The 15,807-nt window shown below is 71.4% G+C and carries 16 protein-coding genes; 8 read left to right on the forward strand and 8 right to left on the reverse strand.

Annotation, left to right across the window (positions count from 1 at the left end):
- Positions 1-70 precede the first annotated feature (70 nt).
- Positions 71-2,359: a transglycosylase domain-containing protein gene (locus LE181_RS08615; RefSeq protein WP_225660607.1), complete on the reverse strand. Its 2,289-nt coding sequence runs from the start codon at positions 2,357-2,359 to the stop codon at positions 71-73.
- Positions 2,360-2,744: 385 nt separating this feature from the next.
- Between LE181_RS08615 and LE181_RS08620 the strand changes: the two genes are divergently transcribed.
- Positions 2,745-3,080, forward strand: a complete 336-nt coding sequence (locus LE181_RS08620) for a WhiB family transcriptional regulator (RefSeq protein WP_225660718.1) — start codon at positions 2,745-2,747, stop codon at positions 3,078-3,080.
- A gap of 138 nt (positions 3,081-3,218) precedes the next feature.
- On the opposite strand, the gene bagB is transcribed toward LE181_RS08620, so the two are convergent.
- Both bagB and bagA read right to left on the reverse strand, forming a co-directional pair.
- Positions 3,219-4,637 carry an ATPase BagB gene (gene bagB / locus LE181_RS08625; protein ID WP_225660719.1) on the reverse strand — a complete coding sequence of 473 codons (1,419 nt, stop codon included), beginning with the start codon at positions 4,635-4,637 and terminating at the stop codon, positions 3,219-3,221.
- Positions 4,638-4,663: 26 nt separating this feature from the next.
- Complete coding sequence (bagA, locus tag LE181_RS08630; protein ID WP_225660608.1) at positions 4,664-5,656, reverse strand: ATPase BagA; 993 nt, start codon at positions 5,654-5,656, stop codon at positions 4,664-4,666.
- 71 nt (positions 5,657-5,727) lie between these two features.
- On the opposite strand from bagA, the gene sp36 reads away from it, so the two are divergent.
- From sp36 to LE181_RS08650, 4 genes are all read left to right on the forward strand, one after another.
- Complete coding sequence (gene sp36 / locus LE181_RS08635; protein ID WP_003967454.1) at positions 5,728-5,886, forward strand: Sp36 family protein; 159 nt, start codon at positions 5,728-5,730, stop codon at positions 5,884-5,886.
- Positions 5,883-6,347 carry a RidA family protein gene (locus LE181_RS08640; protein ID WP_225660609.1) on the forward strand — a complete coding sequence of 155 codons (465 nt, stop codon included), beginning with the start codon at positions 5,883-5,885 and terminating at the stop codon, positions 6,345-6,347. The genes sp36 and LE181_RS08640 overlap by 4 nt, the downstream gene beginning before the upstream one ends.
- A gap of 199 nt (positions 6,348-6,546) precedes the next feature.
- Entirely contained in the window at positions 6,547-7,527 is a 981-nt protein-coding gene (locus tag LE181_RS08645) for an NUDIX hydrolase (protein WP_225660610.1), read from the forward strand.
- Positions 7,524-8,354 carry an MBL fold metallo-hydrolase gene (locus LE181_RS08650; RefSeq protein WP_225660611.1) on the forward strand — a complete coding sequence of 277 codons (831 nt, stop codon included), beginning with the start codon at positions 7,524-7,526 and terminating at the stop codon, positions 8,352-8,354. Before LE181_RS08645 ends, LE181_RS08650 begins: the two co-directional genes overlap by 4 nt.
- Positions 8,355-8,520: 166 nt before the next feature.
- Here LE181_RS08650 and LE181_RS08655 read toward each other — a convergent pair whose 3' ends face one another.
- On the reverse strand, positions 8,521-9,195 hold the full coding sequence (locus LE181_RS08655; protein WP_004939715.1) for a Crp/Fnr family transcriptional regulator: 675 nt from the start codon (positions 9,193-9,195) through the stop codon (positions 8,521-8,523).
- Positions 9,196-9,445: 250 nt separating this feature from the next.
- Here LE181_RS08655 and nth point away from each other — a divergent pair, with 250 nt between their 5' ends.
- The 3 genes from nth (at position 9,446) to LE181_RS08670 (ending at position 12,391) form a co-directional block, all read left to right on the forward strand.
- Positions 9,446-10,303: an endonuclease III gene (gene nth / locus LE181_RS08660; protein ID WP_372458289.1), complete on the forward strand. Its 858-nt coding sequence runs from the start codon at positions 9,446-9,448 to the stop codon at positions 10,301-10,303.
- Positions 10,304-10,449: 146 nt separating this feature from the next.
- Positions 10,450-11,133 (forward strand): NUDIX hydrolase, encoded by a 684-nt coding sequence (locus LE181_RS08665; RefSeq protein WP_225660612.1) that lies wholly within the window; start codon positions 10,450-10,452, stop codon positions 11,131-11,133.
- A gap of 58 nt (positions 11,134-11,191) precedes the next feature.
- A complete protein-coding gene (locus tag LE181_RS08670; protein WP_190108018.1) occupies positions 11,192-12,391 on the forward strand; it encodes a MarP family serine protease in 1,200 nt (399 codons plus the stop codon).
- A 72-nt stretch (positions 12,392-12,463) separates the two neighbouring features.
- Here the strand turns inward: LE181_RS08670 and LE181_RS08675 are convergent, their stop codons facing one another.
- From LE181_RS08675 to nhaA, 4 genes are all read right to left on the reverse strand, one after another.
- Positions 12,464-12,673, reverse strand: a complete 210-nt coding sequence (locus LE181_RS08675; RefSeq protein WP_225660613.1) for a hypothetical protein — start codon at positions 12,671-12,673, stop codon at positions 12,464-12,466.
- Between the two features lie 171 nt (positions 12,674-12,844).
- Positions 12,845-13,855 carry an alpha/beta fold hydrolase gene (locus LE181_RS08680; RefSeq protein ID WP_225660614.1) on the reverse strand — a complete coding sequence of 337 codons (1,011 nt, stop codon included), beginning with the start codon at positions 13,853-13,855 and terminating at the stop codon, positions 12,845-12,847.
- On the reverse strand, positions 13,852-14,310 hold the full coding sequence (locus LE181_RS08685) for a phage holin family protein (RefSeq protein WP_225660615.1): 459 nt from the start codon (positions 14,308-14,310) through the stop codon (positions 13,852-13,854). Before LE181_RS08685 ends, LE181_RS08680 begins: the two co-directional genes overlap by 4 nt.
- 46 nt (positions 14,311-14,356) lie before the next feature.
- On the reverse strand, positions 14,357-15,754 hold the full coding sequence (gene nhaA, locus LE181_RS08690; protein WP_225660616.1) for a Na+/H+ antiporter NhaA: 1,398 nt from the start codon (positions 15,752-15,754) through the stop codon (positions 14,357-14,359).
- Positions 15,755-15,807 lie beyond the last annotated feature (53 nt).

Below are 15,807 nucleotides of genomic sequence, written 5' to 3' on the forward strand. Positions count from 1 at the left end.
GCCCGGACCGTATCGGTCCGGGCGCCCCTCTCCGCTCTCTACTCTCTCCGCGTCCTTCCCGTTCCCCCCGCTACTGCTGCCCGTCCTCGCGGACCACGCCCTCCGTTCCGCCGATGAGGCCCGGCGGGATGATGCCGCCCGGCGTCCCCGCGTCGGGCAGGGCGGCGTCGGGCTTGTTGCCGGGCTTGGTGTTGCCCGGCTTGGTGTTGCCGCCCGGCTTGTTCGTACCGGGCTTGTTCGTGCCCGGCTTGCGCGGGTTGCGGCCGGGCTTGTCGCCCTTGTTGCCCGATCCCTTGTCGGCACCGGCGACGGGGGAGCCGTCGAAGGACGGCGCCTCGTGGCCTTCGAGCGCACCCGACATGGCGTCACGCCAGATGGGTCCGGGGGTGTCGGCGCCGTAGACCTTGTCGTGGTAGACGCCGCCGATGGTGATGTTCTCCATCTCGACCTTGTCGCCGGGGCCGCCGACCCAGACCGCGCCGGCCAGGTTCGGGGTGTAGCCGACGAACCAGGCGGCACGCCGCTCGTCCGTCGTACCCGTCTTGCCCGCGCTGTCGCGGCCGCTGAGCCCGGCCTCCTTGCCCGTACCGTCCTCGACGACACCCTGCAGCAGGGCGTTGACGGTGTCGGCCGTCTGCTCGGACATCGCCCGCGAGCACTTCGTCTTCGGCACCCGCAGCGCCTTGCCGTCGGGGCCGGTCGCCGACTCGACGATCACCGGGGTGCAGTAGGTGCCGCGGTTGGCGAACGTCGCGTAGGCGGAGGCCATGGTGAGCGGGGACATGCCGTCCGAGCCGCCGAGCGTGAGCGACGGAAGCTGCTTCATCTTGCTGCCGGAGGCCGGGTCCATGCCCATCTTCTCCGCCATCTTGACCACCGGGCAGAGGCCGATGTCCTCGACGAGCTGCACGAAGTAGGTGTTGACCGACTTCGCGGTCGCCTCCCGCATCCCGTACGGGCCGACCTCGCTGCGGTTCTCGTTCTGGACGGTGTTGCCGACGCTGTTCTTCCACGGCTTGCCGCAGGTCTCCACCTCCTCCGGATACGGCATCCGGAAGGGCGAGGAGTAGCTCTTGTACGGCGAGACGCCCTGCTCCAGGGCGGCCGCCGCCACGATCGGCTTGAAGGTCGAACCGACCTGGAAGCCGTAGTTCGAGCCGCCCATCCCCTTGTCGGCGGAGAGGTTGATCTGCGTCTGGTACTGACCGAAGCCGTACGGACGGGACTGGCCCATGCCGAGGATCTTGCCGCTGCCCGGCTGGACGATCGAGATGGCGGTGGCCACCTTGTCGTCCTGGTAGACGTGGTCGCTGATGGACTTCTGGACGGACTTCTGCGTCTGCGGATCGAGGGTGGTGCGGATCGTCATGCCGCCCTCGTTCCAGCGCTTGGCCCGCGCTTCCTTCGTCTTGCCGAAGACCGGGTCGTTGAGGAAGGTCTCGCGGACGTAGTCGCAGAAGAAGCCGGCGCCGTTGACGGCCGTGATGCAGCCGCTCTTGGGCCTGCTGACGTTCAGCTTCAGCGGCTTGGCCTGCTCGGCGGCCGCCTCGGCCGGGGTGATGTGCTTCAGCTCGGCCATGCGCTGCAGCACGGTGTTGCGCCGCTTGGTGGCCTCCTTGGGCGCGTTGACCGGGTCGTAGCGGCTGGGCGACTGGACCAGGCCGGCCATCATCGCGGACTCGCCGAGGGTGAGGTCCTTGGCGTGCTTGCTGAAGTAGCGCTGGGAGGCGGCCTCGATGCCGTACGCCTGCTGCCCGAAGAAAGTGATGTTCAGATAGTTATTGAGAATCCGGTCCTTGCCGAGCTCCTTCTCGACCTGGATGGCGTACTTCAGCTCCTTGACCTTGCGGCCTATGGTCTGCTGAGTGGCCACCGCGACCTTGCCGGGGTCGTCACCCGCCTCCTCGACGAAGACGTTCTTGACGTACTGCTGGGTGAGGGTGGAGGCGCCTTCCGAGACGCCGCCGGACTGGGCGTTCTTGTTGACCGCGCGGAGCACGCCCTTGAGGTCGATCGCGCCGTGTTCGTAGTAGCGCGAGTCCTCGATGTCGACGATCGCCTGACGCATGTACGGGGAGATGTCCTTCAGCGGCACCACCGTGCGGTCGCGGGAGTAGACCTTGGCGATCTCGCCGCCCTCGGAGTCGAGGATGGTGGTGCGCTGGCTGAGCGGTGGTGTCTTGAGGTTGGCGGGGACCTCGTCGAAGCCTTCGACGGTGCCCTTGGCCACCAGGCCGAACGCGCCGATGCCCGGTAGGGCCAGACCCGCCAGGACGACTCCGGAGAGCACGCTGACGCCGAGGAACTTCGCGGCCTGCCGGGTCACGGTGGGACCCTCGCCCGAGCCTTTCATAGCCATGGAGCGAAGCCTACGTTCTCATTCGGCGGACAGACGCAGGTGTGTTCGCCTACGCTGTTTCACGCCAGTCACTGAGGTGCGGTTCCGCATCACTTCTGACTTCACTCTTGTGAGTGATGAGACGTGTCCGTATTGCCGCCTCTGTCATCGGCTGCCCGGAGCGACGCGGGCGAAACGCCCCGATGGGGTGGGGAAAGTCCGTAATGTCGTCAGCTCACTCCGTTGGGTGATCTGCCGCGTACGCATAGTCCGTTCGGGCCATTCAAGATTGGGCCCGAAGGGGGTGTTGCCCCCTGCCTGCCTTCCGTAACGTCCTCAACTGGCAACGGTGAATATGCCGCTGCCGCCGTGGGGGAGCCTCGATTCGGGAGAGGACGGCGCCAGCATGGGCTGGGTAACCGACTGGAGTGCGCAGGCCGCCTGCCGCACTACCGATCCGGATGAACTATTCGTTCAGGGCGCAGCGCAGAACAGGGCGAAGGCGGTCTGCACAGGCTGCCCGGTGCGTACCGAGTGTCTGGCCGATGCGCTGGACAACCGCGTCGAGTTCGGCGTGTGGGGCGGGATGACCGAGCGCGAGCGGCGGGCCCTGCTGCGCCGCAGGCCCACGGTCACCTCATGGCGCAGGCTCCTGGAGACGGCGCGTACGGAATACGAGCGCGGCGCCGGAATCCTGCCGCTGGGCGAGCCGGAGTACGACGACTACGCCGCGGTCGGGTAGAGCGCACCGCCGGCCGACGCCTTCGGCTCCCCGCCGGGGCCGTCCCCCGGGCCGTCTCCCTACGTTGCCGCATGCCGTTGCGAGCCGCCGCGTGCCGTCGCACGCGCCGCTGGATGCCGCCGAGGGCGCGGCTGTGACTTACGGCGCCTCGTAGCGCTCGTACTGCACGCCTTGGTGCCCGTCCTGCTGCCCGCCGTGCTGTCCGTCGTGCTTCTCGTGCCGCTCGTGCTGCCGTGGTACCTCCGCCTGCGGCCCGTCCGGGTTCGTCCGGGTGGCGAGCCGCTCGCCGATGGCCCGCAGTCCCGCCAAGTCGTGCACATCGCCGGGCAGCGCGGCCACTTCCGCCACCGGCACCTCGGGGTGCAGAGCAGTGAAGCGGTCGCGCGTGCGCTGCTCGCGCGCGAGCACCTGCATGCGCTCGGCGTGCAGTCGCAACAGCCCGGCGGCGAGCCGTTCCGGGGATTGTCCCGCCGAGGCGCCCGGGGCGTTCGCTCCTGAGGACGCGGGCTGGGGGAAGCCGCTCTCGGGAGAGGACGTGTCCGTGGGAGTGAGGGTGCCAGGGTCGTCAGCGGTACGTGAGCCAGCCTGCCCGCTGTCACGATCCACAATGCCGTCGCCGTCAAGATTTTCTGCGTATTCGGACGATCCGCCCGCGAGCGCCTCGGCGGCGGCCAGTGCCCGTTCCGCCGAGAGCCGCGCCGCCCCGCTGCCGTGCACCCGGTTCAGTACGAGCCCGGCCAGCGGCATCCGTTCCGCCGCCAGCCGTTCCACGAAGTACGCGGCCTCCCGCAGGGCGTCCCGCTCGGGCGCCGCGACGACCACGAAGGCCGTCCCCGGCGCCTGCAGCAGCCGGTAGGTCGCGTCGGCACGGGTACGGAAGCCGCCGAACATGGTGTCCATCGCGGCGACGAACGTCTGTACGTCGCGCAGGAGCTGCCCGCCCATCAGTTTGTTGAGGGGCCCGCTCATCACGGACATGCCGACGCCCAGGAACTTCATCCCGGCCCGGCCGCCGAGCTTCGCCGGCGCCATCAGCACCTTGATGAACTTTCCGTCGAGGAACGACCCCAGGCGGTTCGGCGCGTCCAGGAAGTCCAGTGCCGAACGGCTCGGCGGGGTGTCCACGACGATGAGGTCCCAGTCGTCGCGGGCGCGGAGCTGGCCGAGCTTCTCCATGGCCATGTACTCCTGCGTGCCGGCGAAACCGGCCGACAAGGACTGGTAGAAGGGGTTCTCCAGGATCGCCCGGGCGCGCTCCTTGTCGGCATGCGCCTCGACTATCTCGTCGAAGGTCCGCTTCATGTCGAGCATCATCGCGTGCAGTTCACCGCCCGCGGAGTCGTCGATGCCCGGGACCCGGCGCGGCACGTTGTCGAGCTCGTCGATCCCCATCGACTGTGCGAGCCGGCGTGCCGGGTCGATGGTCAGGACGACGACCTTCCGGCCGCGCTCGGCGGCCCGCAGGCCCAGGGCGGCCGCGGTCGTGGTCTTCCCGACGCCGCCCGAGCCGCAGCACACCACGATGCGGGTGCGCGGATCGTCCAGGACCGGGTCCATCTCCAGCCGTGCTGCCGAATCCAGGCTCACCCTGCCACTCCTTGCTTCCGCAGTTCGCGCGCCATGCGGTAGAGACCCGCCAGGTCGACGCCGTCGCCGAGCAGCTGAAGTTCGTAGGTGGGCAGGCCGAGCCGCGCCACGTCGGCGCGGCCGCGCTGCTCCAGCGCGAGCCGCTCGGTGTGCTCGCGCGCCTGCTGCAGCAGGGGCTCGACGAGCGGCTCCGCGAAGCCCGTGCGCCCCCTGCTGCCGGAGCCTGTGCGCTCCAGGGTGTGCGAGAGGGCGCGCGCGACCTCCTCGCGCCGCCCGTTCGCGGCCGCCTCCACGGCCGCGTCGTCGAGGACCGGGGGCCGCACCATGTTGATGACGACGCCGCCCACCGGCAGCCCCGCCGCGCGCAGCTCCGCGATGCCGTCGGAGGTCTCCTGGACGGGCATCTCCTCCAGCAGCGTGACGAAGTGCACTGCCGTCTCGGGCGACTTGAGCACCCGCATGACGGCCTGCGCCTGGTTGTGGATGGGCCCGATGCGGGCCAGCCCGGCCACCTCGTCGTTGACGTTGAGGAAGCGCGTGACCCGGCCCGTGGGCGGTGCGTCCATGACGACGTGGTCGTAGACGAAGCGGCCCGTGCGGTCCTTCCTGCGCACCGCCTCGCACGCCTTGCCGGTCAGCAGGACGTCCCGCAGGCCCGGCGCAATGGTCGTCGCGAAGTCGATCGCGCCGATCTTTCTCAGCGCCCGCCCGGCGCTGCCGAGCTTGTAGAACATCTGGAGGTAGTCGAGGAGTGCCTGCTCGGCGTCGATGGCGAGCGCGAACACCTCGCCACCGCCCGGCGCCACCGCGATCTTCCGCTCCTCGTAGGGCAGCGCCTCCGTCTCGAAGAGCTGCGCGATGCCCTGCCGGCCTTCGACCTCGACCAGCAGAGTGCGCTTCCCCTCTGCTGCGAGGGAAAGCGCGAGGGCCGCGGCGACCGTGGTCTTGCCAGTACCGCCCTTGCCGCTGACGACATGGAGCCTGCTCATGCAGCGGAGCCTAACCAGTCGCCGCGCGGGCTACGCACGAGGCTGTCGGTATGAGGCATTACAGTCGGGCCATGACCAAGTGGGAATACGCGACCGTGCCGCTTCTCGTGCACGCGACCAAGCAGATTCTGGACACCTGGGGCGAGGACGGCTGGGAGCTCGTCCAGGTCGTGCCGGGTCCCAACAACCCCGAGCAGCTGGTGGCCTACCTCAAGCGGGAGAAGGCGTGAGCGCGGTCGAGGCCAAGCTCGCCGAGCTGGGGCTGACCCTGCCGGAGGTCGTTCCTCCGCTGGCCGCCTACCAGCCGGCCGTGCGCACCGGCGCGTACGTCTACACCGCCGGCCAGCTGCCGATGGTCAAGGGTGCGGTTCCGGCCACCGGCAAGGTCGGTGCCGAGGTCAGTCCCGAGCAGGCCAAGGAGCTGGCGGCCGTCTGCGCCCTCAACGCCCTGGCCGCGGTGAAGTCCGTCATCGGTGACCTCGACAAGATCGTGCGGGTCGTGAAGGTCGTCGGCTTCGTGGCCTCCGCGCCGGACTTCACCGGCCATCCGGGCGTTCTGAACGGCGCGAGCGAGCTGCTGGGCGAGGTCCTGGGCGAGAAGGGCGTGCACGCCCGCTCGGCCGTGGGCGTGGCCGTGCTGCCGCTGGACGCACCGGTCGAGGTCGAGGTCCTGGTCGAGGTCCGGGACTGACGACCACGGGTCGGTGGCGGGCCTGCGCCGGGGTCTGTGACGGGGCCGGGTAGTGATTCCGGCTCGTGACGGGGCCGCACAGTGGCCGGCTCCGGTGGTTCCGGCTCGTGACGGGGCCGGGGCTCCTGGCCGGCCCGGAGGGCGGGGCTGCGAGCTGCGTCCTCTCGAACATCCGCGCGCGAGCGCATAGCATCCGGCCATGTCGACTTCGAACGGCCAGTGGTATCCGGCGGAGTGGCCGGACCGGATCAGAGCGCTCTCCCGCGGCGAGCTCCGGCCAGTGGCGCCCCGCCGCGCCGCGACCGTTCTGCTGCTGCGCGCCGGCGGCGACGGGCTCGCCGTTCACATGCTGCGCAGACGCGCCTCCATGGCTTTCGCCGGGGGCGCGTACGCGTATCCGGGCGGTTCGGTGGATCCGCGCGACGAGCGCGACGTGCCCTGGTCGGGTCCCTCGCGCGCGGACTGGGCGGCCCGTCTGGGCACCGACGCCGCCACCGCGCAGGCCATCGTCTGCGCGGCCGTCCGCGAGACCTTCGAGGAGGCGGGCGTCCTGCTGGCCGGCCGGACGCCGGACACGGTCGTCGCGGACACCACCGGGGACGAGTGGGAGGCCGACCGGGCCGCGCTCGTCAGCCGCGAGCTGTCCTTCGCGGACTTCCTCGAACGGCGCGGCCTGCTGCTGCGCAGCGACCTCCTGGGCCCGTGGGCGCGCTGGATCACGCCCGAGTTCGAGCCGCGTCGCTACGACACCTGGTTCTTCGTCGCCGCCCTGCCCGAGGGCCAGCGCACCCGCAACGCCTCCACCGAGGCGGACCGTACGGTCTGGACCGCTCCGGCCGAGGCGGCCGCCGGCTACGACCGGGGCGACCTGCTGATGATGCCGCCGACCATCTCCACACTGCGTTCGCTGCTGCCGTACGCCACTCCGGCCGACACCCTGGCGGCCTCGGGTGAGCGGGATCTCACGCCCGTACTGGCTCAGGCGCGGCTCGTCGGGGAAGAGATCGTGCTGAGCTGGCCGGGGCACGAGGAGTTCACCAAGCGCATCGACCAGCAGACCGAGCAGCAGAGCGGTCTGCAGGCCGGCCGGCAGACCGACCCACAGAACGACCCACAGACCGACCGGCACATCGTCTCCGGACGTTCCGGAACCTCAGGACCCGAGGGAGCCGACGCATGACGTACCCCACCGACCTCCCCGGACGGCCGCGGCAGGGTGCTGCCGGCGGCCCGGCGACCGCCCGGGCGACGTGCGTGCTCGCGCCCAACCCGTCCGCGATGACGCTGGAGGGCACCAACACCTGGATCCTGGCCGAGCCGGACTCCGACCTGGCCGTCGTGGTCGACCCGGGGCCGCTGGACGAGGGCCATCTGCGCGAGGTCATCGCCACGGCGGAAGCGGCGGGCAAGCGCGTCGCCCTGACCCTCCTCACCCACGGTCACGCCGACCACAGCGATGGCGCCGCGCGCTTCGCCGAGCTGACGGGTACGCACGTGCGCGCGCTGGACCCGGCGCTGCGGCTGGGCGGCGAAGGGCTCGGCGTGGGGGACGTGATCACCACCGGCGGTCTGGAGCTCCACGTGATCTCCACGCCCGGGCACACCGCCGATTCCCTCTGCTTCCACCTTCCGGCGGACGGTGCGGTGCTCAGCGGCGACACCGTGCTGGGGCGCGGCACCACGATCGTCGCGCACCCCGACGGCCGGCTCGGCGACTACCTCGACTCCCTGCGCCGGCTGCGCGCGCTGACGGTCGAAGAGGGCGTGCAGGTGGTGCTGCCCGGGCACGGGCCGGTGCTGGACGACGCCCGGGGCGCCGTCGAGTTCTACCTCGCCCACCGCGCCAAGCGCCTCGCCCAGGTCGAGACGGCCGTCGAGAACGGCCACCGCACGGCGCCCGAGGTCGTGGCGGCCGTCTACGCGGACGTCGACCGAGCCCTGTGGCCGGCGGCAGAGCTGTCGGTGCGGGCGCAGCTGGACTACCTGGAGGAGCACGGCCTGATCTGAGCCGGGGCCGGTCTCGTCGGGCGCGGGCAACGGCTGATGACCGGAGCCGGATCCGGAGCCGAGATCGGAGCCGGGGTACGGCGTCGGCCACGGTTCGGGGCGGGCATGCGAGAGCCCCGCCGCGCGGGTGCGCGGCGGGGCTCCGGACGCAGGCGGTCCAGCCGGTTCAGCGGGAGCGCTTGGCGAGCCGCTCGACGTCCAGCAGGATCACGGCGCGGGCCTCCAGGCGGAGCCAGCCGCGGCCCGCGAAGTCCGCGAGGGCCTTGTTGACGGTCTCGCGGGAGGCGCCGACCAGCTGGGCGAGCTCCTCCTGCGTGAGGTCGTGCACGACGTGGATGCCCTCTTCGGACTGGACGCCGAAGCGGCGGGACAGGTCCAGCAGGGCCTTGGCGACACGGCCGGGGACGTCGGAGAAGACGAGGTCCGACATCGAGTCGTTGGTGCGGCGCAGCCGGCGTGCGACGGCGCGCAGCAGAGCGGTGGCCACCTCCGGGCGGGCGTTGAGCCAGGGCTGGAGGTCGCCGTGACCGAGGCCGAGCAGCTTGACCTCGGTGAGCGCGGTGGCGGTCGCCGTGCGCGGTCCGGGGTCGAAGAGCGACAGCTCGCCGATGAGCTCACCGGGGCCGAGCACCGCCAGCATGTTCTCGCGGCCGTCGGGGGAGGTGCGGTGGAGCTTCACCTTGCCCTCGGTCACCACGTAGAGGCGGTCGCCCGGGTCGCCTTCGTGGAACAGGGCGTCGCCCCTCGCGAGCGTCACCTCGCCCATGGAGGCGCGCAGCTCAGCGGCCTGCTCGTCATCGAGCGCCGCGAAAAGCGGGGCGCGCCGCAGAACGTCGTCCACGAGTTCTCTCCTTGTCGACATGCACAGGGGACCGTGATCTCCATGATGCCCGTCGGTAAAACTGTGTGATCAAACACAAGTGTGGCGCATCGTCGCCCGGAGCCCTACGGCAGGGGTCCGATTGGGCTGTGGTTTTCCTGCGGCCGGGGCGGATGTCAGTGCTGGGCTTTAGTCTGGCCGGGTGTCCAATACGCCGGTGAGAGCACAGGGCAAGGGGGCCGGGAGGGTGACCGCGGCTCGTAATTCCGCTGTGGGCGAACGCCCCGCGGCGAAGAAGACAAAAGCTGTCAAGGCGAAGAAATCGCCGGAGGGTGCAGCCGTCGGTGCGGCGGAGCCGCCGGCGGGGGAGTCACGGACCGCGCTGGTGCGCCGCGCGCGCCGGATCAACCGTGAGCTCGCCGAGGTCTATCACTACGCCCACCCGGAGCTGGACTTCGAGAATCCCTTCCAGCTCCTGGTCGCCACGGTCCTCTCCGCGCAGACCACCGACCTGAGGGTCAACCAGACCACGCCCGCCGTCTTCGCCGCCTATCCCACCCCCGAGGACATGGCGGCGGCCGACCCCGAGACGCTGGAGCAGCTGATCCGGCCGACGGGTTTCTTCCGGGCCAAGGCCAAGTCCCTCATAGGTCTCTCCATCGCCCTGCGCGACCGCTTCGGCGGCGAGGTGCCCGGGCGCCTGCAGGATCTGGTCACGCTTCCCGGCGTCGGCCGCAAGACGGCCAACGTCGTCCTGGGCAATGCCTTCGGCGTCCCGGGGATCACGGTCGACACCCACTTCGGCCGCCTCGTGCGGCGCTGGAAGTGGACGGACGCGCAGGACGCGGAGAAGGTCGAGGCCGACGTCTGCGCCCTCTTCCCCAAGAGCGAGTGGACGATGCTCTCGCATCGCGTGATCTTCCACGGGCGCCGGGTCTGCCACGCGCGCAGGCCCGCCTGTGGCGCGTGCCCGATCGCTCCGCTCTGCCCGTCCTTCGGTGAGGGCGAGACGGACCCGGAGAAGGCGAAGAAGCTGCTCAAGTACGAGATGGGCGGCCGGCCGGGCCAGCGGCTCAAGCCGCCGCCGGACTACCCGGGCGAGCCCGCGCCCCCGCTGGGAGCCGAGTGACCGACCGCCAGCCCGAAGGCCGCCAGCCCGCAGGCCGTCCGCCCGTAGACCGTCTCCTCGAAGACGGTCTGCTCGACGACGGCCTTCTCGAAGAGCAACCGCCCGCAGACCGCCGCAGTGCCGCCGAAGACGACCGGGGGAAGCGTATGACCAGCACGTACGGCAAGGAGATCGCGGTCAGTACGGAGGGCCTGCCCGAGTGGCTGGAGCCGGTGGTGCGCGCTGCAGGGACGGTCGAGCCGCACCAGCTCAGCCGCTTCCTCCCGCCGGAGACCGGCGGTCGCCAGTCCGCCGTGCTCGTCCTCTTCGGCGAGGGCGAGCAGGGCCCCGAGCTCCTGCTGCTCGAACGGGCCGGCACCCTGCGCTCGCACGCGGGCCAGCCGTCCTTCCCGGGCGGCGCCCTCGATCCGGAGGACGGTGACCCGGAGGGCGACGGACCGGTGCGGGCCGCGCTGCGCGAGGCCGAGGAGGAGACCGGGCTCGACCCCTCCGGCGTCCAGGTCTTCGGCGTGCTGCCCCGGCTCTACATCCCCGTCAGCGGGTTCGTCGTGACGCCCGTGCTCGGCTGGTGGCGCAAGCCGAGCCCCGTCGCTCCCGTCTCGCTGCAGGAGACGGCCCGGGTCTTCACCGTCCCCGTCGCCGAGCTGACCGCTCCCGCCAACCGTGCCATGGCCGTACACCCCAGCGGCCACCGGGGCCCGGCCTTCCGCGTCGGGCCGGCGCTGGTGTGGGGGTTCACCGCCGGAGTGATCGACCGGATCCTGCACTACGCCGGCTGGGAGCGGCCCTGGGACCGCGAGCGTGAGGTCCCGCTGGACGGGCGACCCTGACGGGCATGAGACGGTGGCCCCCGCTGGCCACGACAACTGCAATGCGAGGCATCTTTCGGTGAACGTGCTGGACATCGTGCTGCTGATCGCCGCCGTGTGGTTCGCGGTCGTCGGCTATCGCCAGGGCTTCGTCGTCGGCGTGCTCTCGGTCATCGGCTTTCTCGGCGGCGGCCTCGCCGCGGTCTACGCGCTGCCCGTGATCTGGGACAGCGCCACCGACGACGCCGAGCCGGGCACCGTCGCGGCCATCGCGGCCGTGGCGATCATCATCCTGTGCGCCTCCGTGGGCCAGGCCGCCACCACCCACCTCGGCAACAAACTGCGCCGCCACATTACGTGGTCCCCGGCGCGCGCACTGGACGCCACCGGCGGCGCGCTCGTCAACGTCGTCGCCATGCTGCTGGTCGCCTGGCTGATCGGCTCCGCCCTCGCCGGTACGACCCTGCCGACGCTGGGCAAGGAGGTCCGCAGCTCCAAGGTGCTGCTGGGCGTCGCCCGGGTGGTCCCCTCCCAGGCCAACACCTGGTTCGCCGACTTCAGCACCGTCCTCGCGCAGAACGGCTTCCCGCAGGTCTTCGCGCCGTTCTCCAACGAGCCGATCACCTCCGTCCCCGCCCCCGACCCCGAGCTCGCGGGCAGCCCGGTCGCCGTGGCCGCCCAGCGCAGCATCGTCAAGGTCGTCGGCAACGCGCCCAGCTGCGGCAAGGTCCTGGAGGGCACCGGCTTCGTGTTCGCCCCCCACCGCGTGATGACCAACGCGCACGTAGTCGGCGGCGTGGACGAGCCCACCGTGCAGATCGGCGGCCAGGGCCGGCTCCACGACGCGAAGGTGGTGCTCTACGACTGGAAGCGCGACATCGCCGTCCTCGACGTGCCGTCGCTGGACGCGCCCGTCCTGCGGTTCGCCGGGGACGACGCGGAGAGCGGGAAGAGCGCCATCGTCGCGGGCTTCCCGGAGAACGGCTCGTACGACGTGCGGGCCGCGCGCGTCCGCAGCCGCGTCCAGGCCAACGGCCCGGACATCTACCACCGGGGCAACGTCCGCCGCGACGTCTACTCCCTCTACGCCACCGTGCGGCAGGGCAACTCGGGCGGCCCCCTGCTCACGCCGGACGGCAAGGTCTACGGAGTGGTCTTCGCCAAGTCCCTCGACGACGCGGACACCGGCTACGCCCTCACCGCGGACGAGGTCCGTGAAGACGCCACGTACGGGCGCACGGCGACGGACCGGGCCAATACCCAGGGGTGCGCACTCTGACGGGCCCCAGCGGGCACAGGAGGGCGCGCAGGGGCCTTCTCGGGGTCGTACGGACGTGCGAGCCGCGGTGGGTCAGCGGCTGCGGGGGTGCCGCAGCCGCGCCGACACCCAGCGGGCGCGGCGCCGGATGATCCGTGGAATGCCGATCCGGGGGTCGGGGCCGGCCTCCGGCCGGTGTCGTCCCGGAGCGGGTGCCTCCGTCACCGCCAGTGCGGTATCGGCCTCGGCGCTGCGCTCCGAAGTCACGTCGGTCACATCGCGGTAGTCGTGCGTCCAGCCCATACCTGAAGCTCTGCCCGGGCCCAAAGGTCGGTAATCGCCTCCGGGTCCGGCAATTGGCCTATGCGCCGGGCAATTGGCTGTTCGGTGAACGGACGTTCCCCTCCGCTGAGCGGACGCTCCCCTGCGTCGAGGGGGCGTCCTGCCTGCGCCGACAACCCGCCCTGCCGGCCCTCACCGGTCCGGTTCGGGGTCCTTCAGCCAGCCGATGAGCTCCGCCGAGAACGCGGCCGGGTCCTCCTCGTGCGGGAAGTGCCCGAGCCCGTCGAACAGCCGCCAGCGGTAAGGGGCCTCCACGTACTCGCCTGAGCCTGCGGCACTGCGCGTGCGCATCACCGGATCGAGGGAACCGTGCAGGTGGAGCGTGGGCACTCGCACCGGACGCTTCATGCGGCGGTTGAACTGGATGCCGTCCGGACGCGCCAGCGAGCGCACCATCCAGCGGTAGGGCTCGATCGAGCAGTGCGCCGTGGAGGGGATCGACATGGCCGTCCGGTAGGCGTCGACCGCCTCGTCGTCCGGCAGCCGGGGCCCGGACCAGTCGCGGATCAGCCGGCCGACCAGCGCCGCGTCGTCGGCGACCAGCCGCCGCTCGGGCAGCCACGGCCGCTGGAAGCCCCAGATGTGCGCGCTCGCGGCGCTCTGCTTGGGGTCGGCGAGCATCGCCGAGCGCCAGCGGCGCGGGTGCGGCATCGAGGACACCGCGAGCCGGCGCACCAGCTTGGGCCGCATCACGGCCGCCGTCCACGCCAAGTAGCCGCCCAGGTCGTGGCCGACCAGTGCGGCGTCCGGTTCGCCGAGGGAACGGACGACGCCGGTGATGTCGAGGGCGAGGTTCGCCGGGTCGTAACCCCGGGGTGTACGGTCGCTGCCGCCCACCCCGCGCAGGTCCATCGCCACCGCCCGGAAGCCCGCGTCCGCGAGGGCCGGCAGCTGATGCCGCCACGTCCACCAGAACTGCGGGAAGCCGTGCAACAGCAGCACCAGCGGCCCCTCGCCCATCTCGGCGATGTGGAACCGCGCCCCGTTCGCCGCGACCTCCCGGTGCGTCCACGGGCCGTCCGGCCGGACGACCGCGGCGGGCGAAGGGGCCCCCGGCCCCGGCGAGGCGCCCGCTGCCTCCGGTGGCACGGGCCGGCCGGGCTCGGGGGACGCGGGCGCTGCGGGGGTCTCGGGCACCGTCATACGGACGAGCGTGTCACAGATGCGTCCGTCGGGCCCGTGACGGTCACCGGTCGGGGGTGCGGCTTGACGGTGCCGAGCACGGCCGCCGTCTCCTTCGCCGACGCGATGGACTTCTCAGGCTTCTTGATCTTCTTGAACTTGGCGACCGCCAGCAGCAGGAGCACGGCCGCGATCAGCAGGAACGCACCCCCGGTGATGAGGAACGACCAGGCGAGGCCGAGACCGAGGTTGTGAATGCCGTACGCAGCGGCGAAGCTCAGCACCGGCAGGGAGAACAGCGCCAGGACGCCCGCGGCGGCGACGGCTCCGCCGCCGATGCCCAGCCGTCGCGCGTCCTGCCGCAGCTCGGCCTTGGCCAGTGCGATCTCGTCGTGCACCAGCGCGGACAGCTCCGTGGTGGCCGTCGCCACCAGCTGGCCGAGGCTGCGGTTCGCGCCGTCGTCGGCTGCGCTCATCGGCTGCTCCCTCATCGTCATCAGCTCAGGTGTAAAGACTCTCAGATCATGCCGGACCGTCGCTCCGGGCGGTGCGCTCCGAGGCGACTTGCGCCAATTTGCGGTGTGCGGCGGCCTTCGCTTCGTACCGGGCGGCCATGCGCAGGTGGTATTCGGGGTCGTCCTGCTCGTAGACGTCGGGGATGCCGTCCTCGTCGTCGTCGCGGTCCTCCTCCGCACAGAGCTTCTTGTACTTGTTGTCGCGCAACTTGAGGAGGATGCCGGCGAGGACCGCCGCGATCAGGGAGCCGACGAGCACGGCGGCCTTGATCTCGCCGACGAGCACCGCGTCGTCGGAGAAGGCCAGTTCGCCGATGAGCAGGGAGACCGTGAAGCCGATGCCGGCCAGTGAGGCGACGGCCAGGACGTCGGGCCACTTGAGGTCGGGGTTAAGCTCCGCCCGGGTGAAGCGGGCGGCCGCCCAGGTGCCGCCGAAGACACCGACCGCCTTGCCCACGACCAGGCCGAGCACGACGCCGAGCGTCTCGGGCCGGGTGAAGACCTCCGACAGCGCCCCGCCGGTGACGGCGACTCCGGCCGAGAACAGCGCGAACAGCGGCACCGCCAGCCCCGCCGACAGCGGGCGCACGAGGTGCTCGATGTGCTCGCCGGGCGACTGCTGCTCGTCGTCGCGGCGGGTGCAGCGCAACATCAGGCCCATGGCGACGCCGGCGATGGTGGCGTGGACGCCGCTGTTGTACATCAGCGCCCAGTTGACGACGGCGAGCGGCACGTAGACGTACCAGCCGCGCACGCCCTTGCGGAGCAGCACCCAGAAGACGGCCAGGCCCAGAACGGCGAAGCCGAGCGCGGCGAAGTTCAGCTTCGACGTGAAGAAGATCGCGATGATCAGGATCGCGAAGAGGTCGTCGACGACCGCCAGGGTCAGCAGGAACGCCCGCAGCGCGGAGGGAAGGGCCGTGCCGATGACGGCGAGGACGGCCAGCGCGAAGGCGATGTCGGTGGCGGTGGGCACGGCCCAGCCGGCGAGCGAGCCGTTGCCGCTGTTGGCGACGGTGAAGTACACGAGTGCGGGGGCAGCCATGCCGCAGATCGCGGCGACGACGGGCAGGGCCGCGGCCTTGGGGTCGCGCAGCTCGCCCGCGACGAGCTCGCGCTTGAGCTCGATGCCGGCGACGAAGAAGAAGACGGCGAGCAGGCCGTCGGCCGCCCAGTGCTGCAGGGAGAGGTTCAGGCCGAGGCTGGACGGGCCCATGTGGAAGGTGCGGACGGTCTCGTAACTCTCGCGCACGGGGGTGTTCGCCCACAGCAGCGCGGCGACGGCCGCGACGAGCAGGATCACGCCGCCGACGGTCTCGGTGCGCAGCGCGTCCGCGAGGTAGTTCCGTTCGGGAAGCGGGAGCCTGCCGAGGAAGACGGAACGGTGGTTCTTGGGCGCGGCCACGGTGGTGGACCTCCTGGGCTCGGCTGACTGTCTGCACGGTGTCCGCGTGTGCA

Source organism: Streptomyces sichuanensis (assembly GCF_020328095.1).
GTDB lineage: Bacteria > Actinomycetota > Actinomycetes > Streptomycetales > Streptomycetaceae > Streptomyces > Streptomyces cinnamoneus.